This is a genomic window from Streptomyces sp. NPDC007264 (genome assembly GCF_042869095.1).
Lineage (GTDB): Bacteria > Actinomycetota > Actinomycetes > Streptomycetales > Streptomycetaceae > Streptomyces.
Genome location: NZ_JBIAFD010000011.1, coordinates 122,866 through 149,554 on the forward strand (window position 1 = coordinate 122,866; position 26,689 = coordinate 149,554).

At 72.1% G+C, this 26,689-nt stretch carries 21 protein-coding genes; 15 read left to right on the forward strand and 6 right to left on the reverse strand.

Features of this window, described 5'->3' with window-relative positions:
* Nucleotides 1-57: 57 nt before the first annotated feature.
* Both ACFYMU_RS20435 and ACFYMU_RS20440 read right to left on the reverse strand, forming a co-directional pair.
* Nucleotides 58-1,722 carry a penicillin-binding transpeptidase domain-containing protein gene (locus ACFYMU_RS20435; protein ID WP_388374775.1) on the reverse strand — a complete coding sequence of 555 codons (1,665 nt, stop codon included), beginning with the start codon at nucleotides 1,720-1,722 and terminating at the stop codon, nucleotides 58-60.
* A gap of 93 nt (nucleotides 1,723-1,815) precedes the next feature.
* Nucleotides 1,816-3,441: a penicillin-binding transpeptidase domain-containing protein gene (locus ACFYMU_RS20440; protein ID WP_388374776.1), complete on the reverse strand. Its 1,626-nt coding sequence runs from the start codon at nucleotides 3,439-3,441 to the stop codon at nucleotides 1,816-1,818.
* 295 nt (nucleotides 3,442-3,736) lie between these two features.
* Between ACFYMU_RS20440 and ACFYMU_RS20445 the strand changes: the two genes are divergently transcribed.
* A complete protein-coding gene (locus ACFYMU_RS20445; protein ID WP_388374781.1) occupies nucleotides 3,737-4,297 on the forward strand; it encodes a LuxR C-terminal-related transcriptional regulator in 561 nt (186 codons plus the stop codon).
* A gap of 102 nt (nucleotides 4,298-4,399) precedes the next feature.
* Here the strand turns inward: ACFYMU_RS20445 and ACFYMU_RS20450 are convergent, their stop codons facing one another.
* Nucleotides 4,400-6,139 (reverse strand): dolichyl-phosphate-mannose--protein mannosyltransferase, encoded by a 1,740-nt coding sequence (locus ACFYMU_RS20450; RefSeq protein ID WP_388374784.1) that lies wholly within the window; start codon nucleotides 6,137-6,139, stop codon nucleotides 4,400-4,402.
* Nucleotides 6,140-6,201: 62 nt separating this feature from the next.
* Between ACFYMU_RS20450 and rsmI the strand changes: the two genes are divergently transcribed.
* The 7 genes from rsmI to ACFYMU_RS20485 all read left to right on the forward strand — a co-directional run bounded on the left by rsmI (nucleotide 6,202) and on the right by ACFYMU_RS20485 (nucleotide 13,725).
* Entirely contained in the window at nucleotides 6,202-7,065 is an 864-nt protein-coding gene (gene rsmI / locus ACFYMU_RS20455; protein WP_388374787.1) for a 16S rRNA (cytidine(1402)-2'-O)-methyltransferase, read from the forward strand.
* Nucleotides 7,066-7,453: 388 nt separating this feature from the next.
* Nucleotides 7,454-7,906, forward strand: a complete 453-nt coding sequence (locus tag ACFYMU_RS20460) for a hypothetical protein (protein ID WP_388374789.1) — start codon at nucleotides 7,454-7,456, stop codon at nucleotides 7,904-7,906.
* Between the two features lie 70 nt (nucleotides 7,907-7,976).
* Nucleotides 7,977-8,858: a TatD family hydrolase gene (locus ACFYMU_RS20465; RefSeq protein ID WP_388374792.1), complete on the forward strand. Its 882-nt coding sequence runs from the start codon at nucleotides 7,977-7,979 to the stop codon at nucleotides 8,856-8,858.
* A 136-nt stretch (nucleotides 8,859-8,994) separates the two neighbouring features.
* Entirely contained in the window at nucleotides 8,995-10,326 is a 1,332-nt protein-coding gene (locus ACFYMU_RS20470; RefSeq protein WP_388374795.1) for a ubiquitin-like domain-containing protein, read from the forward strand.
* Nucleotides 10,327-10,462: 136 nt separating this feature from the next.
* On the forward strand, nucleotides 10,463-11,383 hold the full coding sequence (rsmA, locus tag ACFYMU_RS20475; protein ID WP_388374798.1) for a 16S rRNA (adenine(1518)-N(6)/adenine(1519)-N(6))-dimethyltransferase RsmA: 921 nt from the start codon (nucleotides 10,463-10,465) through the stop codon (nucleotides 11,381-11,383).
* Nucleotides 11,380-12,273, forward strand: coding sequence for a 4-(cytidine 5'-diphospho)-2-C-methyl-D-erythritol kinase (locus ACFYMU_RS20480; protein ID WP_388374801.1), 894 nt, complete (start codon nucleotides 11,380-11,382; stop codon nucleotides 12,271-12,273). The genes rsmA and ACFYMU_RS20480 overlap by 4 nt, the downstream gene beginning before the upstream one ends.
* 123 nt (nucleotides 12,274-12,396) lie before the next feature.
* Nucleotides 12,397-13,725, forward strand: coding sequence for an acyltransferase (locus ACFYMU_RS20485; protein WP_388374804.1), 1,329 nt, complete (start codon nucleotides 12,397-12,399; stop codon nucleotides 13,723-13,725).
* A 12-nt stretch (nucleotides 13,726-13,737) separates the two neighbouring features.
* Here the strand turns inward: ACFYMU_RS20485 and ACFYMU_RS20490 are convergent, their stop codons facing one another.
* Nucleotides 13,738-14,328, reverse strand: coding sequence for a Uma2 family endonuclease (locus ACFYMU_RS20490; RefSeq protein WP_388375169.1), 591 nt, complete (start codon nucleotides 14,326-14,328; stop codon nucleotides 13,738-13,740).
* A gap of 159 nt (nucleotides 14,329-14,487) precedes the next feature.
* Here ACFYMU_RS20490 and ACFYMU_RS20495 point away from each other — a divergent pair, with 159 nt between their 5' ends.
* From ACFYMU_RS20495 to ACFYMU_RS20510, 4 genes are all read left to right on the forward strand, one after another.
* Entirely contained in the window at nucleotides 14,488-16,293 is a 1,806-nt protein-coding gene (locus ACFYMU_RS20495) for an ABC-F family ATP-binding cassette domain-containing protein (protein ID WP_388374806.1), read from the forward strand.
* A gap of 224 nt (nucleotides 16,294-16,517) precedes the next feature.
* Entirely contained in the window at nucleotides 16,518-18,329 is a 1,812-nt protein-coding gene (locus ACFYMU_RS20500; RefSeq protein WP_388374809.1) for a PQQ-binding-like beta-propeller repeat protein, read from the forward strand.
* 61 nt (nucleotides 18,330-18,390) lie between these two features.
* A complete protein-coding gene (locus ACFYMU_RS20505; protein WP_388374811.1) occupies nucleotides 18,391-20,187 on the forward strand; it encodes a PQQ-binding-like beta-propeller repeat protein in 1,797 nt (598 codons plus the stop codon).
* A 250-nt stretch (nucleotides 20,188-20,437) separates the two neighbouring features.
* On the forward strand, nucleotides 20,438-21,139 hold the full coding sequence (locus ACFYMU_RS20510) for a LuxR C-terminal-related transcriptional regulator (protein ID WP_388375171.1): 702 nt from the start codon (nucleotides 20,438-20,440) through the stop codon (nucleotides 21,137-21,139).
* Nucleotides 21,140-21,226: 87 nt separating this feature from the next.
* Here the strand turns inward: ACFYMU_RS20510 and ACFYMU_RS20515 are convergent, their stop codons facing one another.
* Nucleotides 21,227-21,553 carry a hypothetical protein gene (locus tag ACFYMU_RS20515; protein WP_388374814.1) on the reverse strand — a complete coding sequence of 109 codons (327 nt, stop codon included), beginning with the start codon at nucleotides 21,551-21,553 and terminating at the stop codon, nucleotides 21,227-21,229.
* 21 nt (nucleotides 21,554-21,574) lie between these two features.
* Nucleotides 21,575-23,290, reverse strand: a complete 1,716-nt coding sequence (locus ACFYMU_RS20520; protein WP_388374817.1) for a sodium:solute symporter family protein — start codon at nucleotides 23,288-23,290, stop codon at nucleotides 21,575-21,577.
* Between the two features lie 177 nt (nucleotides 23,291-23,467).
* Here ACFYMU_RS20520 and galT point away from each other — a divergent pair, with 177 nt between their 5' ends.
* Genes galT through galK form a run of 3 tightly spaced genes read left to right on the forward strand, consistent with a single transcriptional unit; the run spans nucleotide 23,468 to nucleotide 26,661 of the window.
* Nucleotides 23,468-24,553, forward strand: a complete 1,086-nt coding sequence (gene galT / locus ACFYMU_RS20525; protein WP_388374819.1) for a galactose-1-phosphate uridylyltransferase — start codon at nucleotides 23,468-23,470, stop codon at nucleotides 24,551-24,553.
* Nucleotides 24,550-25,518, forward strand: a complete 969-nt coding sequence (gene galE, locus ACFYMU_RS20530; RefSeq protein ID WP_388374821.1) for a UDP-glucose 4-epimerase GalE — start codon at nucleotides 24,550-24,552, stop codon at nucleotides 25,516-25,518. Before galT ends, galE begins: the two co-directional genes overlap by 4 nt.
* The gene (gene galK / locus ACFYMU_RS20535; protein WP_388374824.1) at nucleotides 25,519-26,661 is read left to right on the forward strand and encodes a galactokinase; all 1,143 of its coding nucleotides are present in this window, start codon (nucleotides 25,519-25,521) and stop codon (nucleotides 26,659-26,661) included.
* The last annotated feature ends 28 nt before the right edge of the window (nucleotides 26,662-26,689 follow it).

Below are 26,689 nucleotides of genomic sequence, written 5' to 3' on the forward strand. Positions count from 1 at the left end.
TAGCGGTGGGTGCGGGGGCACGCGACCGGGTTACGGGGCCGGGGCCGCACGCGCGCGTCAGCTTCCCGCGCGCAGCAGTGCCGCCACGATCGGTCCCGCCGAGTCGCCGCCGTGGCCGCCCGCCTGCACCACGCCCGCGGCGGCCAGGTCGCCCTTCCAGGCGGTGAACCAGCCGTTGGGCTGCTCCTGGCCGTCGACCTCCGCCGAGCCCGTCTTCGCTCCGTCGTCGGGGCCCAGGCCCGCCATCGCCTTGGCGGCCGTGCCCGCCGCGGCCGTGTACTGCAGGACCTCCTTCAACTGGGCCTGCGTCGACGCCGACATCGCGCGGGGTGCCTTCGCCAGCGTGCGGTTGTCCACCGAGGGCGAGACCAGGAACGGCTGGTGGAAGACTCCCGTCTTGGCCGTGGAGACCACCGAGGCCATGTTCAGCGGGTTCATGCGCACCCCGCCCTGGCCGATCAGGGATGCCGCCATCTGGGCCGCGCTCTGCACCGGGACCGAACCGTCGAAGGACGGGACGCCGATCGACCAGTTGTCCATGCTCAGGCCGAAGATCTGCTGGGCGACCTTCGTCAGGTCGTCGTTGCCCAGCTTCTCCGCCTGGCTGATGAAGGCGGTGTTGCAGGACACCGCGAAGCTGGTCTTGAACGTGCCGTTCTTGAGCTCGAACTTGTTGTCGTTGTGGAACTTCCAGCCGCCGTACTTCACGTACTTCGGGCAGGGGTGCTCCTTGTCCGCCTTCGCCAGGCCCTTCTCGAACAGCAGCGTCGAGGTGACGATCTTCATCGTCGAACCGGGTGCGAGGGAGCCCTGGAAGGCCACGTTGAAGCCGTGGCTGGAGTTCGCCACCGCCAGGATCTCCCCCGTCGACGGGCGCATGACGACGACGGACGCCTTGTCCTTCGCCGCCACCTCCTGCTCCGCCTTCGCCTGCAGCACCGGGCTCAGCGTGGTCCGCACGGTCCCGGGCGTGCCCTCGCTGAGGGTCACCAGCGTCTTGTCGGGGGTCTTCTGGGCGCCCTTCGCCGCCGCCTTGCGTACGATCCGCAGCTCGATGCCCGCCGTACCGCCCGCCTTCTTGCCGTACTTCTCGCGCAGGCCGTCCAGCACCGTGCCGAGCGACGGGTACGTGGCGGCGGTGAGCTCGCCGCCGTGGCGGTCGAGGGCCTTGATCGGCGGTGTGCCCGCCGCGCCCGTCACCAGGCGGTCGCCCTCGGCCAGGTCCGGGTGCACCACCGACGGCTGCCAACGCACCACCGGCTCACCGTCCTTGGGCCCGCGCACCACCGTCAGCCTCGACCGGTAGGCCAGCGGCTTGCTCCGGCCCTGGTAGGAGACGGTCGCCTTCACGGAGAACGGGACCGTCGCCCCGGACGCCGTGCCTGGAGTCAGCGTCACACCCTTGATGTGGGCGTCCTTGCCGTAGGCCGTCAGCAGCGGGATGGCGGCCGCCGTGTCGTCCGTGGCGGCCGCCGCCCCGGCGACGTCGCCCCGCTGCCAGGCCGAGAGGAACGCGGTGGCCGTCGTGCGGACCTCGGACGCCGACAGCGGGCCCGTCTTCATCCGGTGAGCCGCGGTGGTGGCGCCGTCGTCGGCAGCGGCGCCACCGCCCAGCAGGCTGTACGCGCCGGCGGCCACGCCCACCCCGATGGCGGTGACCAGTCCGCCGACCAGCAGCGGCCGGCCCTTCTTGCGCTCGGCGACGCGTCTTCTCTTGCCCACAGCTTCCGATCCTCCGCAGTCCCCTGGTCCCCCGGTGCCCCACGCTCCTCAACGAGAACCCCACCCTAGAGTCCCGCAGTGACAAGGGTGACGTCAGCCGCCGGTTCGTAGCACAGCTGCGACGATCGGACCGGCCGCGTCGCCGCCGTGCCCGCCCTCCTCGGTCATGGCCGCCGCCGCGATGTCGTTCCGGTATCCGGTGAACCAACTGTTGGACCTGCTCTGCCCGTCGACCTCCGCGGACCCGGTCTTGGCGCCGATGTCGCCGCCGAGCCCGGCCATCGCCTGCGCGGCCGTTCCCCGTGTCGCCGTCAGCCGCATCATCGCCTTCAGCTGGGCGACGGTGGCTGCGGGCAGGCCCTTGGCGGTGGCCAGTTCACGGTGGTCCAGCTTCGGCGGGACGAGGTACGGCTGCCGGAACGCGCCCGTGATCGCGGTGGCCGTGACCGACGCCATGTTCAGCGGGCTCATCTGGACCTGTCCCTGGCCGATCAGGCCGGCCGCGGTGTCCGGGCCGCCGGAGGCGGGCACCGAGCCGTCGAAGGAGACGATGCCGGTCTTCCAGTCGTCCCGCCCCAGCCCGAAGCGGTCCTCGGCCTCCCGGGTCAGGGAGTCGGCCTTCACCTCGTCCGCGAACTTCACGAACGCCGTGTTGCACGACCGCATGAAGCTGCCCGCCAGCGTGGCCTTCTCGTCCGGCGCCAGCCCCTTGAGGTTGTGGAACGTCTGGCTCTCCGAGACCGCCGACTCGGGGCAGGGGGCCGGGCCGTTCATGGTGGTGATGCCGTTGTCGATGAGCGTCGCCGCGCTGATGATCTTCATCGTGGAGCCGGGCGCGAGGCGCCCCTCGAAGGCGGCGTTGAACTCGTCCCCGCGGTGGTTGGCGACGGCGAGCACCTCGCCGGTGCTCGGCTTCACCGCCACGACCGACGACTCCGCGTACCGCCCCACCGCCCGCTCCGCCGCCGCCTGCACCGGGGCGCTCAGCGTGGTGCGGAGCGTGCCGGGCCTGCCCTCGACGAGGGTCAGCAGCGTCTTCCCCGGTGCCTCGGCGTCGGCGTGCCGGACGAACAGCTCGGTGCCGGGCCTGCCGCCGGCCGCGTCCGCGTACTTGGCGCGCAGCGCCTCCAGGACCGGCCCCAGGGACGGGTACCTCTCCTTGGTCAGCACCGCGCCGTGCCGGTCGACCGCCTCGACCGGCGGGGCCGCCGCCTCACCGGTGACGAGCGTGTCGCCCTTGCGCAGGGAGGGGTGGACGACGGAGGGCTGCCAGTCGACCAGGGCCCGCCCGGTGGTCAGCCCGCGCACGACGGTCAGCGTGCTGTCGTAGGCGAGCGGCCTGGACCTTCCCCCGTAGGACACCGTCGCCTTCACGGAGAACGGCACCGAGCGTCCCTTCCGCGCGCCCGCCGTGATGTGCGCCCCGCTGATGTGGGCGTCGCTGCCGTAGGCGGTCAGCAGCTGCTGCGCGGCCCCGGCGTTGTTCGTGTACGAGGCCGCGGTGGCCACGTCGCCCTTCGCCCAGGCGGCGAGGAACGTGGCGCTCGCCTCCTCGACCTCGCTCGCGGACGGCGGCCCGGTCTTCACGGGCCCGGGCCCGCCGGCTCCGTCCGCGGCCCCGTCCAGCGCGGTCAGGAGGTTGTAGGCCCCGTACCCGGCCCCTCCCACCATCACCGCGACCACTCCGCCGACTATGGCGGCCTTGACCCCCTTGCGCATGACGCGTCGCCCCCTCCCCGTGGAGCTCGCACTGTAAGCGGCCCCGGGGGAGGTCGTGGGCTCTGTGACCGTTTGTTGTCCGAAGTGCGATCCCCGATGGCGCCCGGACGGACCAGTCCGGCATGCCGACCGGGGCCGGGGTGACGATCCTTGGGGTGAAGCGGTCGGGCCGGCTGCCCGTCACGGCGCCCGTCATGTGGCCGCTGCCCCTACCCACAGGACCTCGATGAGCCCGCATCCGACGCACGTAGCCGTCATCTCCGACTGCCCGCTTCTTCGGCACGGCCTCGCTCACGTGATCGACAGCGCTCCGGACCTGCGGAGAACGGCGCCCGTCGGGCGTGTCGGCGCGGGGCGCCACGAGGTGGGGGACGCCGACGTCGTCCTGCTCAACGTCCAGGCCCCGGTCAGCGAGACGTGCGACATCATCACCCGGCTGCACGAGGAGGGGCACCGGGTCGTCGTGGTGTCCGGCTCCACCACGCAGAACGATCTCGTCCCGTCCATCGAGGCCGGTGCCCGGGGCTACCTGAGCCAGCGGACGGGAGAGGGCGAACTGCTGGCCGCGGTCCGTTCGGTCGCCTCCGGCCGGAGCTATTTCGCCACCGGTTTCATCAGTCACCGGGGCCGGCACAAGAACCCTCCCCGCATCACCGGCCGGGAGAAGCAGATCCTGGAGCTCGTCGCGAGCGGAGCCACGGACCGGGAGATCGCCTCGAAACTGAACATCAGCGAGCACACGGTTCATTCCCACCTGGACCGGCTGGGCAGCAAGACCGGATTCCGGCGCCGGGCCGACCTCACCCGCCTTGCGCTCCAGCACGGAGTGGGCGGCGAGGTCGCCGACGACGAGTGATCCTTCCCACGCCGCTGGGTTGTTCCGTCCGACGGAGAACCCCCGCCCGACCCGCGGCGCACCACCGGGACCGGGCGGGGCCGCGTCGGGCCGGCCACAGCACTAGATCCAGGTGTCCAGCCACATCCGCGACCGCCACTGTTCGATCGGGATGGTCGTGCCCGTGTAGATCGGCCAGAAGTAGATGAAGTTCCAGGCGATCAGCAGGACCAGCACGCCCGCGCTCGCCGCGCCCACGACCCGGCGGCGTTCGGTCGACCCGGGCGGGCCCAGGACGGCGCCCGTCATCATCGCCACCGCCAGGCACAGGAACGGGGCGAAGACGACCGCGTAGAAGTAGAAGATCGTCCGCTCCTGGTACAGGAACCAGGGCAGATAGCCCGCCGCGATGCCGCAGGCGATCGCCCCGGCCCGCCAGTCGCGGCGGAACGCCCACCGCCACAGGACGTAGAGGATCGCGAAGCAGGCCGCCCACCACAGCAGCGGGGTGCCGAGCGCGAGCACCTCGCGTGCGCACTTCTCGCCCGCGTCCGCGGGACAGCCGGCCTCGCCCGGGGAGGGCGACTCGTAGAAGTACGAGACGGGGCGGCCCACCACGATCCAGCTCCACGGGTTCGACTGGTAGGTGTGCGGCGACGACAGGTGGACGTGGAACAGGTAGACCTCGTGCTCGTAGTGCCACAGGCTGCGCAGCCAGTCGGGCAGGAAGGTGAAGGACCCGCCCTTGCCGTCGGTGGCCGCCCAGTTGCGGAAGTAGCCGCCGGAGCCGTCCGCGGGCGACAGGATCCAGCCGGTCCAGGAGGCGAGGTAGACGGCCAGCGCGACCGGCACCGTCGCCAGGAACGCCAGCCCCGTGTCGCGCTTGAGGACCGTCAGGTACGGGCGGCGGGCACCCGCGACCCGGCGCGTCCCCACGTCCCACAGGACCGTCATCACACAGAACGCCGCCAGGACGTAGAGGCCGTTCCACTTGGTGCCGATCGCCAGGCCGAGCATCAGTCCCGCCAGCCAGCGCCAGGGGCGCGGGCCGAGGCGGGTCGTCTCCGCCGTGTTCGCGTCGGGGCGCACCCGGCCGTCCGCGTCCGACGGCAGCGCCGCCGCCAGCCGTGCGCGCGCCCTGTCCCGGTCGACGACCAGACAGCCGAAGGCCGCCAGCACGAAGAACTCCAGGACGCCGTCCAGCAGCGAGGTGCGGCTCATCACGAACTGCAGCCCGTCCACCGCCAGCAGCGCGCCGGCCAGGCAGCCCAGGAAGGTCGAGCGGAACAGCCGGCGGCCGATGCGGCACAGCAGCAGCACCGCCAGCGTGCCCAGCAGCGCCGTCATGAAGCGCCAGCCGAACGGGTTGAACCCGAAGACCAGCTCGCCGAGCCCGATGACGTACTTGCCGACCGGCGGATGCACCACGTACGCGGGGTCCGTGGGGATCGCCACATGGCCGTGGTGCTGGAGGACCAGTTCGTTGGCGTTCTTCGCCCAGTTCGCCTCGTACCCGTTGTGCACGAGCGTCCAGGCGTCCTTGGCGTAGTACGTCTCGTCGAATATCACCGCTCGGGGGCTGCCCAGGTTCCAGAACCGCAGCAGCCCGGCCACGAGAGTCACCAGGAGCGGGCCGCCCCAGGCCGACCAGCGCGTGATGCGGTCGGTGACCTCCTTGCGCAGGCCGATCGCCGCCCACAGGCGAGGGCTGGGCTCGCTGAACGGCGGCACCAGCCGGTCGCGGACGTCGCTTCTCGGGCGCGCCGTGTACCCGAAACGGCGCAGCCTCTGGTACCAGGACGGCGGTTGGTCTTCGGGGGCCCGGCCCTGCCGGGTGTCCGTGGAGGACGCGGTACTGGTCACCGCGCCATCGTAGGGAACGCGTCTGTGTGAGTCCCGCGCATGGCGCCTGGGAGGATGGAAACGTGACAGTCACGCCCGGAACCCTGGTCCTCGCCGGCACCCCCATCGGGGACATCGAAGACGCGCCGCCACGGCTCGCGCAGGAGCTGGCCGGCGCCGATGTGATCGCCGCCGAGGACACCCGCCGGCTGCGGCGGCTCACCCAGGCGCTGGGCGTGCAGCCGGCCGGGCGCGTCGTGTCGTACTTCGAGGGCAACGAGTCGGCCCGCACCCCGGAGCTGGTCGAGGCGCTGGCCGGGGGCGCGCGCGTGCTGCTGGTGACGGACGCGGGGATGCCGTCCGTGTCCGACCCCGGGTTCCGGCTGGTCGCCGCCGCCGTCGAGCGGGAGATCAGGGTCACCGCCGTGCCGGGTCCTTCCGCGGTACTCACCGCGGTCGCGCTGTCCGGGCTGCCCGTCGACCGGTTCTGCTTCGAGGGGTTCCTGCCCCGCAAGGCCGGCGAGCGGCTGTCGCGGCTGCGCGAGGTCGGCGAGGAGCGGCGCACGATGGTCTTCTTCGAGGCGCCGCACCGGCTGGCGGCCACCCTCGCCGCCATGGCCGAGGTGTTCGGCACCGCCCGCCGGGGCGCGGTCTGCCGCGAGCTGACCAAGACGTACGAGGAGGTCAGGCGCGGCCCCCTGGGAGAACTGGCGGCGTGGGCCGCCGAGGGCGTGCGGGGCGAGATCACCGTCGTCGTGGAGGGGGCGGGGGAGAAGGCCGCCGAAGAACCGGACGCGGCCGAACTGGTGCGCCGGGTGCGGGTGCGGGAGGACGCGGGGGAGCGGCGCAAGGAGGCGATCGCGGCCGTGGCCGCCGAGGCGGGCCTGCCGAAGCGGGAGGTGTTCGACGCGGTCGTTGCCGCGAAGAACGCCGCCGGGTCCGGGTGAGCGCCGACCCGGCTTCGGGGGGCGCTCCGCGCCCCGTCCGGGCCCGGCGGCGGCCGTGGGACCGGGCGGGTCGCGCCCCGGCGCCCAAGGGGCTCGTGAGGGGCTCGTACCCCCGCTGAGCAGGGTGCATCTCCTGTGAGCATGCGCCCCATGGGCGGGCAAAGGGCTGCCGTGGAAGGCAAAGCGGTGGGCCGTGACCGGGGCCGCTTGGGCAAGCGGAGTCCAAATCGCCTCCAACACTCGACAGGGCCTGCTGCGTTCGCGCTGGTGAAGGCGTCCACTGGGGGGAGGGGACGCACCCGTCCCCCGCCCGCAGCGGGACCCCGCGGGATTCAGGGGGAACCCCGCCCTGCGCGGGCGCTTGTCCGGAGGACAAGAGGAGAGCGGCATGAGTGAGATCGCAGGGGGGACCGGCCGCGGCGCGGCACCCGGTCCCGACGTCACGCGGACCGACCGGGGTGCGGCGACCGCCGTCGTGCACGAGTCCTATTCCTTCGCCTGCATGCGATGCGGGCACGGCTGGGAGCAGTCGTACGAGATAGAGCACCATCTGGACGGGGACGGCAACGAGTTCGTGAGGTACGTGACGGGCGGCCGGATCGTGCCCTCGCCGCTGAGCCGGCCCACCTGCCTCAACTGCGACAGCCACATACTGCGCATCATGCGCCCCGGCCAGGTCTCCTCCGCGCAGAACTCCCTGCACCGGCCGCACCGCCGGGCCCCGCGGCCGGTCGCGGACGCCGCCGACGAGCCGCGGACGGAGCCCGGGGAGTCCGGGGGGCACCACCATTGGCACCTCTCGGACCTGCTGCACCCGTTCCACCACCGCAAGGCGGGTTGAGCGCCGGGGCCCGGCCTGGCCCGGGCCCTCCCGGACGGGGCGCGGCACGCCGCTTCCGTAGGATCGGGGCATGCCCTCCCCCGCGTCCGGCAAGAACGCCCCGCCGCCTCTTCCCGAACCCCTCCGCGTGCCCGTCGCCGACTCGCACACCCACCTCGACATGCAGTCCGGGACGGTGGCGGAGGCCCTCGCCAAGGCCGCGTCCGTCGGTGTGACCACGGTCGTCCAGGTGGGCTGCGACGTGAAGGGCTCGCGCTGGGCCGCCGAGACGGCCGCCGCGCACGACGCCGTGCACGCCACGGTGGCGCTGCACCCCAACGAGGCGCCGCGGATCGTGCACGGAGACCCCGACGGATGGTCGCGGCAGGGCGCGCGGGAGGCGGGCGGGGACGCGGCCCTGGGCGAGGCGCTCGCCGAGATCGACCGCCTGGCCGCCCTCCCGCACGTCAAGGGCGTCGGGGAGACCGGACTCGACTCCTTCCGCACGGGCCCCGAGGGCAAGGCGGCCCAGGAGCGGTCCTTCCGCGCGCACATCGAGATCGCCAAGCGGCACGGCAAGGCGCTGGTCATCCACGACCGCGACGCCCATGCCGACGTCCTGCGCATCCTCGAGGAGGAGGGCGCGCCCGAGCGGACCGTCTTCCACTGCTTCTCGGGTGACGCGGCGATGGCCGAGGTCTGCGCGCGCGCCGGGTACTTCATGTCGTTCGCGGGCAACGTGACCTTCAAGAACGCGCAGCCGCTGCGCGACGCGCTCGCCGTGGCGCCCCTCGACCTCGTCCTCGTGGAGACCGACGCACCCTTCCTGACGCCCGCTCCCTACCGCGGACGGCCGAACGCGCCGTACCTCGTTCCGGTCACGGTCCGCGCGATGGCCGCGGTGAAGGGCGTCGAGGAGGACACGCTGGCGGCGGCCGTCGGGGTGAACACGGCACGCGTCTTCGATTACTGAAGGGCAACGATCCCCCGCCGGGCCCGTGCCCCCGCACGGAGCCGTGTCGCGACACCGCGTAGCCGCGTTGCTTTGGAGAGTGACGGCCAGCCGCTAGGTTCTGGTCTCCCGTCTCGGACCTCTGGAGTGTGGCGTCGTGAGCAACCGGCAGTACCTGCCGCGCGGGGCGTCCGGCCCCGTCCCGCCGTACGAGGACCGCGACCCGTACGGCCGGGCACACCGGGACACCTATCGGCCCGCGTACGAGGCGCGGGCCCACGCGGCGCGCGCCGGCCGGACGGCGGCCCCGCTCGTGGAGCAGGAGGACGGCGCCCCCGGCCCCGGAGCGCGCGCCCAGGCCCGGCATGCCGCTCGGCGCAGGAAGGGCGCGGCACGTACACCTTCCGTGCGCCGTCTGCTTCCCCAGGCGCTGGTCGTCGCCTTTCTCGCGGGCGGTACCACCGCGTTCGTCGCCAAGGACAAGGTGATCGAACTGACCGTCGACGGCAGGCCGCGCGTGCTGCACACCTTCGCCGACGACGTGCACGAGCTGCTCGCCGAGGAGGGCGTGGCGGTGAGCGCGCAGGACGTCGTCGCGCCCGCGCCCGGCACCCCGCTCCTGAGCGGCGACGAGGTCGCCGTGCGCTACGGACGCCCCGTGCAGCTCACCATCGACGGGCAGCGGCGCCAGGTGTGGACGACCGCGCAGACGGTGGCCGGCGCGCTGCGGCAGCTCGGGGTGCGCGCGGAGGGCGCCTACGTGTCCACCTCGCGCTCCCGGCGGATCGGCCGCGAGGGGCTTGTGCTGGACGTCCGTACGGAGCGCACGGTGACGGTCATGGCGGACGGGCGGACCCGCATGATCCGCACCAACGCCGCGACCGTCCAGGAGGCCGTCGCGGAGGCCGGGGTCGTCCTGCGCGGGCAGGACACGCTCTCGGTGGCGCCGGGGAGCTTCCCGCGCGACGGGCAGACGGTGACCGTGCTGCGGATCACCGGCGCCAAGGAGTACCGCGAGGAGCCCATCCCGTTCCGTGTGCGCCGCAGGAACGACCCGACGCTGTTCCGGGGCACCGAGGTGGTGGCCCGCGCCGGGCAGCCGGGCACCCGCCGCGTCACGTACTCCCTGCGCACCGTCAACGGCGTCAAGCAGAAGCCGCGGCGCCTCGGGTCGGAGGTGGTGCGGGAGCCGCGGACCCAGCTGGTGCGGGTGGGCACCAAGCCGCGGCTGGGCTCGGTGCGGGGCGCGGAGCACCTGAACTGGGAGGCGCTCGCCGCCTGCGAGTCGGGGGGCCGGCCGCACGCGGTGGACGCGTCCGGCACCTACGGGGGCCTCTACCAGTTCGACCGGCGCACCTGGCGCAGGCTCGGCGGGTCCGGACGGCCCCAGGACGCCCCGGCCACCGAGCAGACCTACCGCGCGAAGAAGCTGTACGTGCGCCAGGGGGCCGGCCCCTGGCCGCACTGCGGGTCGCGCCTGTACCGGTGAGCGCCTGTACCGGTGAGCGTCGGACCGGTGAGCGTGTGCCGGTGAGCGTCGTGCCGGTGACCGGCGTCGTACCGCTGACCGGGGCCCGGCGCCCACGCCCGCGCGACCGCTCCGCGCCGCCCCGTACCCTTGGTCCGTGAGCAGCCCCCCCTCCGACGCCCTTCTGGGGCCCGCCGACGTCCGTGAACTGGCGGCGGCCCTCGGCGTGCGCCCCACCAAGCAGCGCGGCCAGAACTTCGTCATCGACGCCAACACGGTGCGGCGCATCGTGCGCACCGCCGAGGTGCGTCCCGACGACGTGGTGGTGGAGGTGGGCCCCGGGCTCGGGTCGCTGACGCTGGCGCTGCTGGAGGTCGCCGAGCGCGTCACCGCCGTCGAGATCGACGACGTCCTGGCGGCGGCACTGCCCGCGACCGTCGCCGCGCGGATGCCCGAGCGCGCCGAGCGGTTCACGCTGGTGCACTGCGACGCCCTCCACGTGAACGAACTGCCGGGCCCGGCGCCCACCGCGCTCGTCGCGAACCTGCCGTACAACGTCGCCGTGCCCGTGCTGCTGCACATGCTCGACACCTTCCCGAGCATCGAGCGGACGCTGGTGATGGTGCAGTCCGAGGTCGCCGACCGGCTCGCCGCCGCGCCCGGCTCGAAGGTGTACGGGGTGCCGTCCGTCAAGGCCAACTGGTACGCGGACGTCAGGCGCGCCGGAGCCATCGGGCGCACGGTCTTCTGGCCCGCGCCCAACGTCGACAGCGGGCTCGTCTCGCTGGTGCGGCGGGCCGAGCCGGTCAGGACCTCGGCGTCGAAGAAGGACGTGTTCGCCGTCGTGGACGCGGCCTTCGCGCAGCGGCGCAAGACGCTGCGGGCCGCGCTCGCCGGGTGGGCCGGCTCGGCCGCCGCGGCCGAGGCCGCGATCGTCGCCGCCGGCCTGTCGCCGCAGGCGCGCGGCGAGTCCCTCACGGTCGAGGAGTTCGCCCGCATCGCGGAGAACCGGAACCGCGGGGCACACGGCACGGCGGAGAACCCCACCCCCGAGGACAAGGAGTCGGACCGGCAGTGAGCGTGACCGTACGCGTCCCGGCCAAGGTCAATGTGCAGCTCGCGGTGGGCGGCGCCCGCCCCGACGGCTACCACGACCTGGCGAACGTCTTCCTCGCCGTCGGCCTCTACGACGAGATCACGGTGACCCCGTCCGACCGGCTGCGCGTCACCTGCTCGGGGCCGGACGCCGCGCAGGTGCCGCTCGACCGGACGAACCTGGCGGCGCGGGCGGCGCTGACGCTCGCCGGACGCCGCGGTCTCGACGCGGCCGTGCACCTCCACATCGCCAAGGACATCCCCGTCGCCGGTGGCATGGCCGGTGGCAGCGCGGACGGCGCGGGGGCGCTGGTGGCCTGCGACACCCTCTGGGGCACGCGGGCGTCGCGGGAGGAACTCCTCGACATCTGCGCCGAGTTGGGCAGCGACGTGCCGTTCAGTCTGGTGGGCGGGGCAGCGCTGGGCACCGGGCGGGGCGAGCGGCTCGAACCGCTGGAGGTCGGCGGGACCTTCCACTGGGTGTTCGCGATGGCCGGGCGGGGGCTGTCGACCCCCGCGGTGTTCCGGGAGTTCGACCGGCTGGGGGAGGGCGTGCCGATCCCCGGGCCCGTCGCCTCGCAGGACGTGCTCGACGCGCTGTCCAAGGGGGACGCCCCGGCGCTCGCGGCGGCGGTCTCCAACGACCTTCAGCCGGCCGCGCTGTCCCTGTACCCGGAGCTGGCGGACGCGCTGGCCGCGGGGCGGTCGGCGGGCGCGCTCGCGGCGCTGGTGTCGGGGTCGGGGCCCACGACGGCGTTCCTCGCACCGGACGCGGCCGGCGCCGCGCGGATCGCCGGCTCCCTGGCGGAGTCGGGCACGTGCCGGTCGGCCCGCGTGGCGGCGTCCCCGGCACCGGGGGCCACCGTCCTCTGAGCGCGGCGGGCCCGTACCGGGTCCGCACGGGCCCGCACCGGGTCCGTGAAGGAAACGTACTCAGAAGCGATGTGAGTACGAGTGCGCTGACGCGGCCCCGGGCGTCCGCGCGACCGTACCCCCATGAGACCCAGCGACCTCGCCGCCGCCACCCCGGCGTCCCGCGACCGTTCCATCGATCTGCTGCGGGTCGCCTCACTCGGGACCGTCGTGCTCGGGCACTGGCTGATGGCCGCCGTGTCCGTGGGCGCGGACGGGCACGCCCGGGTGGGCAACCTGCTCGCCCTGCAGCCCCGGCTCCAGCTGCTGACCTGGGTGTTCCAGGTCATGCCGGTGTTCTTCTTCGTCGGCGGCTTCTCGCACGCCCTCTCGATGCGCTCGCTCGGCCGCAGGACCGCTCGCCCCTATGCGGTCTTCCTGCGCGCCCGGCTGCAGCGGCTGCTGCGGCCGACGGTCGTCTTCATCGCCGTGTGGGGCGCAGCGGCGCTCGCCCTCCAACTGAGCGGACACGGAGGCGGGTTGCTCGACATCAGTCTGCGGCTGGTCGCGCAGCCCCTGTGGTTCGTCGGGATCTACCTGGCCATGGTCGCCTTCACGCCGCCGCTGCTGCGGCTGCACGAGCGATGGGGATGGGGCGCTTTCGGGATGCTGGCCGGGTCGGCCGCGGCCGTCGACGTGCTCCGCTTCGGCCTCGGCGTGCCCTACGTGGAGTTCCTGAACTTCGCCTTCGTCTGGCTCGCCGTCCACCAGCTGGGGTTCCTGCGGGCGGACGGGAGGCTGAGCCGGCCCTACGTCCTGGCCGGGGCCGGCCTCGCGGGTGCCGCGCTGCTGGTGGCCTGCGGGCCCTACCCGCTGTCGATGGTCGGGATGCCCGGCGAGAAGGTCTCCAACATGGCGCCGCCCACGCTCGCGCTGCTGTGCCACGGGCTGTGGCTCGTCGGGGCGGTGGAGCTGCTGCGCGGCCCCGTCACCCGGTGGCTGCGACGGCCGCGCGTGTGGCGCACGGTCGTGGCCGCCAACGGCATCTCCATGACCGCGTTCCTGTGGCACCTCACGGCGATGCTCGGCGTCTACGGCGCGCTGCTCGCCGCGGACGTCCGGCTGCCGGAGCCCGGATCTGGTGCATGGTGGGTACAGGTACCATTGCGGATCATGGTCGCCGTGATGCTCACCGGGGTCCTGGTGGCCGTCTTCCGTCACGCCGAAAAACCCTCGGGGACACGGGAGTCGAGTGCGCCGCGCGCCTGGGCGGGACCCGCCTCCGCGCTCGGCGTCACGCTGTGCCTCCTCGGGGTGCTCGGCCTGTCGACGGTCGGCTTCGGAGGACTCCTGGAAGGCCGCACGGCGCTGCTGATAGCGGTCCGTGTCACCGCGCCCGCTGCCGTGCTGATGACGCTCGCGGGCTGGCTGCTGGTGGAGCGGGCGGGACGGGGGCGGGGCGCGGCAGGGTGACGGCGACCGGGCTCAGAGTTCGTCGATGGCGGTCAGGTCGATGTCGATGGGGTAAGGCACGTCGACCTTGATGTGGTCGTGATAAATGCCGGTCAGGGCGTAGGTGCCGGTGGTCTCACCCAGCTCGTGGACCTGAACGGCCGGATGGCCGTCCGAGTTCGCCATCTCGACCAGCCAGAAGTGGCGGATACCGGCCGCGGCGTACTTGTGTGGCTTGGTGAAGCGGTCGCGCGACTCGGACTCGGGAGAGACGACCTCGACGGCCAGCACGACGTCCTTGGCCTCGAAGTGCGTCTGCAAGGGCCCCTTCCGGGCGCCGGCCTTCACGACGGAGATGTCCGGTTCGGGCCCGTTGCGCCGGTCCAGCACCACCGTCATCTCGCGAGCGACCTTGAGGTCGGGCGGCAAGGTGCGGCGCAAGCCGCTCACCAGCAGGTCGATCGCGGCGAAGTGGAAACAGCGCTGCGGGCTCACGAAGACCAGACTCCCGTCGATCAGCTCGGTGTGCGGCGGGAGATCCGGAAGCGCGAACAGGTCGTCCACGGTGTAACCGTCCATCGGCGGCATCGGCCAGCGAGACTGCTCGGTGGACTCGGCGATCATGGTTCCTCCCATGGAAGGGATCCTTGCGGCCTGCTTCCCACCGTAGCCGTCGATCAGCCGTCACGTCACCACAAAGAGTGACGATCACCTCGCGCGCCGCATCCCCTCCCGGAGGCCCTACGCTTGAAGGCTGATCCGATCCCCGCGCGCAGGAGTGAAATGGCCGTCAACCTGGTCAATGTCGAGAACGTCAGCAAGGTGTACGGCACCCGTGCCCTGCTCGACGGCGTCTCGCTCGGCGTGTCCGAAGGGGACCGGATCGGGGTCGTCGGACGCAACGGCGACGGCAAGACCACCCTGATCCGGATGCTTGCCAGGCTGGAGGAGACAGACTCCGGCCGCGTCACCCACTCCGGCGGGCTGCGCCTGGGCGTGCTCACCCAGTACGACTCCCTCGACCCGGCCGCCACCGTGCGCCACGAGGTCATCCGGGACATGGCCGACCACGAGTGGGCGGGGAACGCGAAGATCAGGGACGTGCTCACGGGGCTGTTCGGCGGGCTCGACATGCCCGGGTTCCCCCAGGGGCTCGACACCGTCATCGGACCGTTGTCCGGCGGCGAGCGGCGCCGTATCGCGCTGGCCAAGCTGCTCATCGCCGAGCAGGACCTGATCGTCCTCGACGAGCCCACCAACCACCTCGACGTCGAGGGCATCGCCTGGCTCGCCGGGCATCTGCGCGAGCGCCGTTCCGCGCTCGTGTGCGTCACCCACGACCGGTGGTTCCTGGACCAGGTGTGCACCCGGATGTGGGACGTGCAGCGGGGCACGGTCCACGAGTACGACGGCGGCTACTCCGACTACGTCTTCGCCCGCGCCGAACGCGAGCGCATCGCCGCCACCGAGGAGGTCAAGCGCCAGAACCTGGTCAGGAAGGAGCTGGCCTGGCTGCGGCGCGGCGCGCCCGCCCGCACCTCCAAGCCCCGCTTCCGCATCGAGGCCGCCAACGAACTGATCAGCGACGTGCCGCCGCTCCGGGACAGCAGCGAGCTGATGAAGTTCGCGTCGTCGCGGCTCGGGAAGACGGTCTTCGACCTCGAGGACGTCACCGTCCAGGCGGGGCCCAAGGTGCTGCTCAAGCACGTCACCTGGCAGCTCGGCCCCGGCGACCGCGTCGGCCTGGTCGGGGTCAACGGCGCCGGCAAGACCTCCCTGCTGCGCGCCATGGCCGACGCCGCGCGCAGCGAGGGCGAGCGGCAGCCCGCCGGCGGCCGGATCGTCGTCGGCAGGACCGTCAGGCTCGCCTACCTCTCGCAGGAGGTGGCCGAGCTCGACCCCGCGTGGCGGGTCCTGGAGGCCGTGCAGCGGGTCCGCGACCGCGTCGACCTCGGCAAGGGGCGCGAGATGACCGCCGGCCAGCTGTGCGAGACGTTCGGCTTCGGCAAGGAGAAGCAGTGGACGCCGGTGGGGGACCTGTCCGGCGGTGAGCGCCGGCGCCTGCAGCTCCTGCGGCTGCTGATGGACGAGCCCAACGTCCTCTTCCTCGACGAGCCCACCAACGACCTCGACATCGAGACCCTGACCCAGCTCGAGGACCTCCTGGACGGCTGGCCCGGCTCCATGGTCGTGATCTCGCACGACCGGTTCTTCGTCGAGCGGACCACGGACACGGTCTACGCCCTCCTCGGCGACGCCACGCTGCGGATGCTGCCCCGCGGCATCGACGAGTACCTGGAGCGGCGCCACCGCATGGAGGAGGCGGCCGCCGCGGCCGCGGCCCCCGCGCCCACGGTCGGCAAGGCCGCCGCGTCGGCCGCCGACTCCCGCGCGGCCAAGAAGGAACTCCAGCGAGTCGAGCGGCAGTTGGACAAGTTGTCCGAGCGGGAGACCAGGCTGCACGAGCAAATCGCCGCGAACGCGACGGACTTCGAGAAGGTCGCCGCGCTGGACGCCGAGCTGCGTGAACTGGTGCGCGAACGCGAGGAACTGGAGCTGCGCTGGCTGGAACTCGCCGACGAGGTCTAGGCGTTCGGCGGACGGCGCGCACGCGGCGTGAAGGGCCCGTGAAGGCGCGTAACGAGGGCATCACGGGCCGGTCCTCCCTTGGGAACAGGGGAAGGACCGGCCCCGTGTGCGAGGGCTTCGCAATGGTAGAAAGGGCCGTCTGAGAACAGTCTGAGCACCACCGGCGTGGCGGATTCCAGCACCACGGGCGGGGGACACATCAGTCAAGAGGGGGGAACGCGCTGATGACTCAGCCGCCCAACGAGCCGCCGCAGGGCGGCTTCGGAGCGCCGCAGGATCCGCCGCAGGGTGGCTTCGGGGCGCCGCAGGACCCGCGGCAGGGCGGCTTCGGGGCGCCGCAGGACCCGCGGCAGGCCACACCGCCGCCCGCGCAGCCTCCGTCCACGCCGCCTCCGCCGCCGCCCAGCCAGCCCCCGGGGCCGCCGCAGCCGGGGTACGGCTATCCCCAGCAGCCGTCCGGCCCGTACGCGCAGCCGGGCCCGTACGGCCAGCCCGGCCCGTACGGTCAGCAGCCCGGCCCCTACGCCACGCCCCAGCCCGGCTACGGCTACCCGCAGCAGCCGGCCCCGTATCCCGGCGCCCCCACCCCGCCGCCCGGCGGCTCCAGGAACCCCTTCAAGGGCAAGCCCGCGCTGGCCGTGGGCGCCGCGGTCGCCGCGCTGGCCGTCATAGGCGGGACCGTGTACGCGGTCACCAGCGGCGGTGGCGGGGACGAGAAGCCCGTCGCCGAGAAGAGCCACAGCGCCGGACCGTCCGCCACGGCGTCGTCCCCGGTCGACCCGGGCGACGGCAGCGGCAACGGCGGCGAGGACCCGGAGAACCTCAACGAGGGCCGCAAGGCCGGTGAGGCGAAGGTCCTCTGGTACAAGGAGGCGCCCGAAGCACCCGGTTCCGGCGCCGACGCCCCCAGCATGTGGATCACCGGCAAGACGGCGGTGAAGGCCGCCTACAAGCAGGTCTTCGCCTACAACGTCGGTGACGGCAACCCCTCCTGGGACCCGATCACCTTCCCGCAGAAGATCTGCGCGGTCACCCCGCAGAAGACGGCCGACGACAAGGTCGTCGTCGCCTACATGAGCGGTGTCAGCGACAACGCCAAGTGTAACCAGCTCCAGCAGATCGACCTCGGCACCGGCAAGAAGGGCTGGAGCACGCAGATCGCCGAGGGCGACCTGTTCGACAGCACCCTCAGCCTCGAACTCACCGTCACCGGCAAGACGCTGATGGTCGGCCGCTCGCAGTCCGGCACGGCCTACGACGTCGCCACCGGCAAGAAACTGTGGGACAAGCAGCGCTACGGCTCCGCATGCTTCCCGACCGCGTTCGCGGGCGGCGCGAGGATCCTCTCCGTCGCGTCCTGCGACGCCGGCGGGTCGAACGCGCACGACGAGGTGCAGGAGCTGGACCCCGCGACCGGCAAGGCCAAGTGGACGAAGAAGATTCCCAAGGGCTGGACCGTCGCACGCGCCTACTCCGTCGACCCCGTCGTCCTGTACCTCACCAACGAGGACAAGAAGCAGTGGAACGTCTCCGCGCTGAAGAACGACGGCTCGCTGCGCGCCCAGGTCGACGTCAACGAGTCCTTCTCGCCCGAGTGCGGCTGGGCCATCCTCGAACGTGATCTGCAGGGCTGCACGGGCGCGGTGGCCGACGCCAACACCCTGTACCTGCCGACCGAGGCGAAGACCGGCCCGAACGAGATCGTGGCGATCAGCCTCGACACGGGCAAGGAGAAGTGGCGGGTGAAGTCCCCGGCGGACGAGTCGATGCTCCCGCTGAAGACGGACGGCACCAACCTGATCGCGTATGTCGAGCCGTCGTACGCCGCCGGCGGGCAGATCGTCTCCATCGCGACGGGCGGCACCGGCCACACCCCGACCAAGCTGCTGCAGAATCCCTCGGGCACCGCGCAGATCGAGAGCAGCTTCTTCTCCAAGGCGATCGACTACGTGGACGGCCGCTTCTACATCTCGACGACCAGGCTGTCGGGCAGCAACCAGTCGAAGGAGAAGCTGATGCTGGCCTACGGCAAGTGACCCGGCCCGCTGCTCCCGTGTTCCCGCCCACCACCCTTCCGTCCTTCGAGGTAGTCACGTCATGAGCCAGCCGCCCCCGCCCCCCAACCAGCCGCCGCCGGGCGGCTTCGGCGCCCCGCAGGATCCGCCCCCTGGCGGCTTCGGCGCCCCGCAAAGCCCGCCGCCGGGCGGGTTCGGCGCCCCCCAGACGCCGCCCCCGCCGACACCTCCTCAGACGCCTCCCCCGACGCCCCCGCCACCCGCGCAGGGCCCGGGGTACGGCTACCCGCAGCCGCAGACCCCGCCCCCCACGGGGCCGCAGCAGCCGTACGGCTATCCGCAGCAGCCCGGCTACGGCCAGCCCGGTTACGGCTATCCGCAGGGGCCGACGCTCCCTCTGCAGCCGCAGGCCGTGCAGGGCGGACGCAAGGGACCCAGCGCCCAGGTGTGGATCATCGTCGCGGCGGTGGCGGCCATCGCGCTGATCATCGGTGGCGGTGTCTGGTACGCGAACAGCTCGTCCGGCAAGGACAAGGACAAGCACTCCGCCTCCGGCACGAGCGGCGGCAACGGCTCCAAGGACGGCAAGGGCGGCTCCGGCGGCACCGGCGGCTCCGGCGGTGCCAAGGAGAAGGTCCCGTCCGACACCAGCGGCAAGGTGCTCTTCCAACTGCCCGCGCCGACGATCACGGACAAGCAGGAGATAGACAGCGTCGCCGGTTCCTGGCTCACCGACACCGTCTACGCCAAGGCCGGCATCGGAAAGATCGTCGGCTACGACCCGGACACCGGCGCGACCAAGTGGACGCTGCCGCTGAACGGCCAGACGTGCGCGGCCTCCCCGGAGATCACCTCCTCGGGCATCGCCGCGGTGGTCAGTGAGTCCGGCAAGCGGTCGGGGGCCAGCGACCGCAAGCCGTGCAGCGACGTCACCGCGTTCGAGGTCGCCACCGGCAAGAAGCTGTGGACCAAGTCCGTCTCCAACGGCGGCAGCCCGATCCCGTTCGGCGAGGTCTCGATCAGCGGCAGCACGGTCGCGGTCGGCGGCGGCTACGACGGCGGCGCCGCCTTCGACGTGGCCACCGGCAAGAGCCTGTGGCAGCCCAAGGTCGGCGCGTGCGAGGACGTCGGCTACGCGGGCGGCGAGCAGCTTGTCGCGGTGCGCAAGTGCGGCGACTACGGCAACGAGAGCTACGAGGTGCAGCTGCTCGACCAGAGGAGCGGCGCCGTCAAGTGGACGTACAAGCTCCCCGCCGGCATCGACAACGCCAAGGTCATCTCCACCAAGCCGGTCGTCTTCGGCGTGGACTCGGGCGAGGTCACCGCGTCGGGCGTCACGGACGTCTTCTCGCTGGACGACAGCGGCAAGCTGCGCACGAAGATCACGCTGGCGGACGGCCACTACGAGCACGACTGCGGCGTCGGCAAGGTGCACGACTGCCACGCGATCGCGGTCGGCAACGACAAGCTGTACGTCCCGACCAAGCAGCACGACGGCTCGGCCGAGTACAGCCAGACCAACGAGATCATCGCGTTCTCGCTGGCCACCGGGAAGACCACCGGTGACAAGATCGACGCCGGCGACGGGTACGAGATCTTCCCGATCCGCATGGACGGCGGGAACGTCCTGGCCTACAAGGACGGCCCGTACGACAAGGGCTCCCAGGTCGTCTCGATCGACGGTTCGACGCTGAAGCAGACCGAGCTGCTGGAGACCCCGGCCTCGGAAGCCGTGCTCAGCGCCATCAGCAGCATGGTCCCGAAGACCTCCGAACTGCTCTACACCGACGGGCGGTTGTTCTTCGGCAAGGATCTGGTCAGCAAGCCGTACTCGGCGAACGAGAAGCAGTACACGGCGCTCGGCTTCGGCGCGAAGTAGCGCGCGGGGCGCGCACGCGAAGGTCCCGCTCCAGGTCAGGGGCGGGGCCTTTCGCGTATTCCTCATCAGGCGCGAATGGGCTGGATATCGGTAATCCGGGGCACTTCTCACCAGTAGGGGCAGCGCAACGTCGAACAAGCGTGTAGCTTCCGGGGGCAGCGCAGGGCAGGGGGCGCGCCGGGGGCGTCTGTCCGTGCGGGACCGTGGGTGTCCACAGGGGACGTCCGTGGGCGGACTGGGGGGTTGCTCGATGGGAGTGCGGCTGATGGTGGTCGACGACCACCGGCTGCTGGCCGAGGCGCTGGCCTCGGCGCTGAAGCTGCGGGGGCACCGGGTGCTGGCCGCCGCCGCGCCCGCCGCGGGCGCGGCGGACCTGGTGATCGCCAGGGCACCGGAGGTGTGTCTGCTGGGGACGGCGGCGCCCGCCGAGCCGGGGGTCTTCGACCCGGTGGTGCGCATCAAGAGGGACCGGCCGCAGGTGGCGGTGCTGGTCCTGGGCCCGGTGCCGAGTCCGCGCGGCATCGCCGCCGCGTTCGCCGCGGGTGCCTCGGGCTACGTACGCCATGACGAGCGCATCGAGGGCGTCGAGCGGGCGATCATGAAGGCGCGGGCGGGTGAGGCGGCCGTGGCGCCGCAGCTGTTGCAGGGGGCGTTCGGCGAACTGCTCAACCCGGCTGCCCAGCCGGACGACGAGGGCCAGCGGCTGCTGGAGATGCTCACCCCGCGCGAGGTGGAGGTCCTGGTGCGGGTCGCGGACGGCGAGGACACCCGGCTGATCGCGGCCGGGATGGGCATAGCGCCCTCGACGGCCCGCACCCATGTGCAGCGGGTCCTGATGAAGCTGGGGGTGGGTTCGCGTCTGGAGGCGGCGGCGCTCGCGGCCCGCACGGGGCTGCTGGACCGGGCGGGCCCGGTGAACCACATCGTCCCGCGGGAGGGCGGGCCGCGGTGAGGGACGGCGGGGCCGGCGCCACGGTGACGGCGCCGACCCCCGGTACCGGCGGGTGCGAGGCCGGGACGGCCGCTACCGGGACGGCTGCTACTGGGACGGCCGCTCGTCCGGCCGCTCGTCCTCGGGCAGCGCGTCCGAGGGCGGCGGCACCGTCGGGCGCAGCTTCAGCCAGGCCAGGAAGAACAGGCCGAGCAGCAGCATTCCCAGGCCGGTCCACAGGTTGATGTTGACCCCCTCGGCCTTCCTGATGGCGGCGTCGGAGGCGGTGAAGCCCGCGATCATGACGATGACGCCGTAGAGCACGAACAGGCCGCCGATGATGCGGCGGATGTCGAAGAGGCGGGCCGCGGTCGCGGACTTCCCCTCCAGATCGGTGACTTCGCGCTGGACGTCACGCTCGGAGTACTCGGACACGGTCTCTCCATCCTCCCGCGGTCAGAACGAGAACGGGATGTAGCAGGCGGCGGCGAGGACGACGGCGCCCCAGCCGAGCAGGGCGGGCTTGCGGTACCAGGCGTCGTCGCCGACGGCGGGCGGTTCGGCCGTGCCGGGGATGGGGGTCCCCCCGGTCGAGCGAAGCCGAGACTGGGGGAGGGTGCCGTACACCAGGCCCTGGAGGTCCTCGGCGGGCTTCGGCGCGGTGAACAGCGAGACGGCGGCCATCACGACCGCTCCGGCCACGAAACCCGCGATCGCCGAGACGAAGTTGGCGCCCTGGTCGGAGGGGATGCCGATGACGCCCCGCTTGTAGATGACGAAGTAGTTCACCATCGCGGCGGTGGTGCCCGCGAGCAGGCCCCAGAAGCCGGACCTCATCGACGCGCGCTTCCAGAACATGCCGACGACGAAGACCACGAACATCGGCACGTTGAAGAAGGAGAACAGCGTCTGCAGGTAGCTCATGATGTTGGAGAACGACGAGGCCAGGAAGGCGGTGCCGATCGAGGCGAGCACGCCGACGGCGGTGATGAGGCGGCCGAAGTTCACGTAGTACCCGTCCTCTCGGCCCCTGACCACGTACTTCGCCCAGATGTCGTTGGTGAACACCGTGTTGAAGGACGACACGTTGGCCGCCATGCCCGCCATGAACGCCGCCAGCAGACCGGTCACCGCGACGCCGAGCACGCCGTTGGGCAGCAACTCCTGCATCAGGTAGGGGATGGCGTCGTTGTACTGGAGGTCCGAGCCCGAGGTGCCGATCTTCGGCACGAGGACGGCGGCGACCAGGCCGGGGATCATCACCAGGAAGACGATGAAGATCTTCGGGAACGCGGCGATCAGCGGGGTGCGCCGGGCGGCGGAGAGGTTCTTCGCGGACAGCGCGCGCTGCACCTCCGCGAAGTTGGTCGTCCAGTAGCCGAAGGACAGCACGAAGCCGAGGCCGAGGACGATCGTCAGCCAGTTGGCGCCCAGCGGGTTGGCACTGCCGATGCCGGTGCCGCCCCACGCGGTGACGAAGTGGTGGCCGTGCGTCCTGGTCAGGGAGTCGGTCAGGCCGTCCCAGCCGCCGACCTTCTTCAGGCCGAGCGCGGTGATCGGGATGAGGGCCGCCAGGATCACGAAGAACTGGAGCACCTCGTTGTAGATCGCGGACGACAGGCCGCCCAGGGTGATGTACGCGAGGACGAAGAAGCCCGCGACCACGATCGCCACCCACTGCGGCCAGCCGAGCAGCGCCTCGACGACGATCGCGAGGGCGTAGAGGTTGACGCCCGCGATCAGGATCGCGGCGAACGCGAACAGGACCGAACTGAACAGGTGGGCCCACCTGTCGAAGCGGAGCAGCAGGAACTCGGGGACCGAGCGGACCTTGGAGCCGTAGTAGAAGGGCATCATCACCAGGCCGAGGAAGACCATGGCCGGGATGGCGCCGATCCAGTACCAGTGGACCGTGTAGGCGCCGTACTGGGCGCTGTTGGCGGCCATCCCCAGGATCTCGGTGGCGGCCAGGTTGGCGGAGATGAAGGCCAGGCCGGTGATCCAGGCGGGCAGGGAGCGCCCGGAGAGGAAGAAGTCGAGGCTGGTCTTCACGGAGCGGCGGGCGGCGAAGCCGATGCCCAGGACGACCACGAAGTAGATCCCGAGAATCGCGTAGTCGAGCCCGTTCGTGGGGAGTCGTAGCTCGGCTGCCAGACATGTGGGGGTTTGCATGAGAACTCGCTTCGTTTGCGAATTGATCCAGAGCGGAACCTACGCCTCCGCGTTCAGTGATTGAACACTTCCGATGATGCTCTTTGTTTGATTGTGATGTTGACGATCATGGTGAGTTGTGTTTTGGTGTGTTGGGTTCTGTTTGAAGGCTGAGTGGCTCAAGATGGAGAGTCCGACGTGAAGAAGACCTCGACCCGGCTGGCCGACGGTCGTGAGCTCATCTACTACGACCTGCGCGACGACGCCGTGCGGGAAGCGGTCGACCGCAGGCCGCTGGAGCCGACCGTCACGACCTCCGGGATCCGTCGCGACGCACTGCTCGGCGACCAGGTCGCGATCGCCTCGCACCGCCAGGGCCGCACCTACCACCCGCCGGCCGACGAGTGCCCCCTGTGCCCTTCCCGGGACGGCCGACTGAGCGAGATCCCGGACGCCACCTACGACGTCGTGGTGTTCGAGAACCGCTTCCCCTCGCTCGTCGGCGACTTCGGGCGCTGCGAGGTCGTCTGCTTCACCTCCGACCACGACGCCTCCTTCGCCGACCTGACCGAGGAGCAGGCGGGGCTGGTCCTGGACGCCTGGACGGACCGCACCGCGGAACTGTCCCACCTGCCCGCCGTGGAGCAGGTGTTCTGCTTCGAGAACCGCGGCGCGGAGATCGGCGTCACCCTGGGCCACCCCCATGGGCAGATCTACGCGTACCCCTTCACCACCCCGCGTACCGCCCTGATGCTGCGCTCGCTCGCCGCGCACCTGGAGGCGACCGGCGGGGAGAACCTGTTCGACACGGTCGTGGCCCGCGAACTCGCGGACCAGCGCGTCGTGCTGGAGGGGGAGCACTGGGTGGCCTTCGTGCCGTACGCCGCCCACTGGCCCTACGAGGTCCACCTCTACCCCCGGCGGCGCGTCCCCGACCTGCTCGCGCTCGACGAGGCGGCACGCACAGAATTCCCCCAGGTCTATCTGGAACTGTTGAGGCGCTTCGACCGGATCTTCGACGGAGGCACGGGCGGGGGGAGCGCCGCGGGCGAGCCCCCCACGCCGTACATCGCCGCCTGGCACCAGGCGCCGTTCGGCACCCTGGAGGAGTTCGAGGGGGTGAGCCGCGACGACTTCGCGCTCCACCTCGAGCTTTTCACCATCCGCCGTACTTCCGGCAAGCTGAAGTTCCTCGCGGGTTCCGAGTCCGGCATGAACGTGTTCATCAACGACGTGCCGCCGGAAGCCGCGGCTCGGCGACTGCGAGAGGTAGCGAGTTCATGAGTGGGAAGTACCTGGTCACCGGCGGTGCGGGCTATGTGGGCAGCGTGGTCGCGCAGCACCTGCTGGAAGCGGGGCACGAGGTCGTCGTCCTCGACAACCTCACCACCGGCTTCCGCGAGGGCGTGCCGGCCGGCGCTTCCTTCGTCGAGGGCGACATCCGCGACGCCGCCAAGTGGCTGGACCCCTCCTACGACGCCGTGCTGCACTTCGCCGCGTTCTCCCAGGTCGGCGAGTCGGTGGCGAAGCCCGAGAAGTACTGGGACAACAACGTCGGCGGCACCATGGCGCTGCTCGCGGCCATGCGCGAGACGGGCGTGCGCACACTCGTCTTCTCCTCCACCGCGGCGACCTACGGCGAGCCGGCCGGCACCCCGATCACGGAGTCCGAACCGACCGCGCCGACCTCCCCGTACGGCGCCACCAAGCTCGCCGTCGACCACATGATCAGCGGCGAGGCGGCCGCGCACGGCCTGGGTGCCGTGTCCCTGCGCTACTTCAACGTGGCGGGCGCGTACGGCGGCTGCGGCGAGCGGCACGACCCGGAGTCCCACCTCATCCCGCTCGTCCTCCAGGTCGCGCAGGGCAGGCGCGAGGCCATCTCGATCTTCGGCGACGACTACCCGACGCCCGACGGCACCTGCGTCCGCGACTACATCCACGTCGCGGACCTCGCCGAGGCCCACCTGCTGGCGCTGGACGCCGCCACGCCCGGCGAGCACCTGATCTGCAACCTCGGCAACGGCAACGGCTTCTCCGTGCGGGAGGTCATCGAGACGGTGCGCCGCGTCACCGGCCACCCCGTCCCCGAGGTCGTGGCCCCGCGCCGCGGGGGCGACCCGGCGGTCCTGGTCGCCTCCGCGGCCACGGCCCGCGAACGACTGGGCTGGAACCCGTCCCGCGCGGACCTCGCGGGAATCGTCGCGGACGCGTGGGAGTTCGCGCAGAACATCTCCGAGGAGCGGTAGGTGGGCGTACGCGAGGGCTTCGAGGAGCTGTACGGGACGGCTCCCGACGGTGTCTGGGCGGCACCGGGCCGGGTCAACCTGATCGGCGAGTACACGGACTTCAACGAGGGGTTCGTGATGCCGCTGGCCCTGCCGCACACCGTGGTCGCGGCTCTCGCGCGCCGCGACGACGGTGTGCTGCGGCTGCACTCCGCGGACGTCGCGGGCCCGGTCGTCGAACTGCGGGTCGACGCACTGGAACCGCTGACGGACGGCAGCTGGGGCGCGTACCCGGCCGGTGTCGCGTGGGTGCTGCGCGAGGCGGGCCACCCGGTCACCGGGGCGGACGTCCACCTGTCCTCGACGGTGCCCACGGGCGCGGGCCTGTCCTCGTCGGCGGCGCTCGAGGTCGTGACCGCCCTGGCCCTCGACGACCTGTACGGACTCGGCCTGACACGCCCCGAGCTGGCACGGCTCGCCCAGCGCGCGGAGAACGACTTCGTGGGCGTGCCGTGCGGTGTCATGGACCAGATGGCGTCGGCGTGCGGCACCGAGGGCCATGCCCTGCACCTCGACTGCCGTGACCTGTCGGTCCGGCAGATCCCCTTCGACCCGGCCTCCCAGGGCCTCGCGCTGCTGGTCGTCGACACCCGCGTGCGGCACGCGCTGGGCGACGGGGCGTACGCCGAGCGGCGCGCGGGGTGCGAGGAGGGCGCGCGGCAGCTCGGGGTCCCGTATCTGCGGGACGTCGCCTACGGGGACCTGCCGGCCGCGCTCGCGCGCCTGTCCGACGAGCGGGTGCGCCGCTATGTGCGGCACGTCGTCTCCGACGACCACCGCGTCGACCGGGTCGTCGCCCTGCTGGACGCGGGCGATGTCCGCGCGATCGGGCCCGTGCTGACGGAGGGGCATGTCTCCCTGCGGGACGACCTGCGCATCTCGTGCCCGGAGCTGGACCTGGTGGTGGACACGGCCACCGCGTCGGGCGCGCTCGGCGCCCGGATGACCGGCGGCGGCTTCGGCGGCTCCGCGATCGTCCTCGTGGAGGCGTCGGAGGCGGACACCGTCACGAAGGCGATCGAGGAGGCCTTCGACGCCGCCGGGTTCACGGCACCCCGGGTGTTCCCGGCGGTGCCGTCGGCCGGAGCCCGGCGGCTGGGCTGAGCCCGGCACCCGCCGGGGCCGCGCCCCG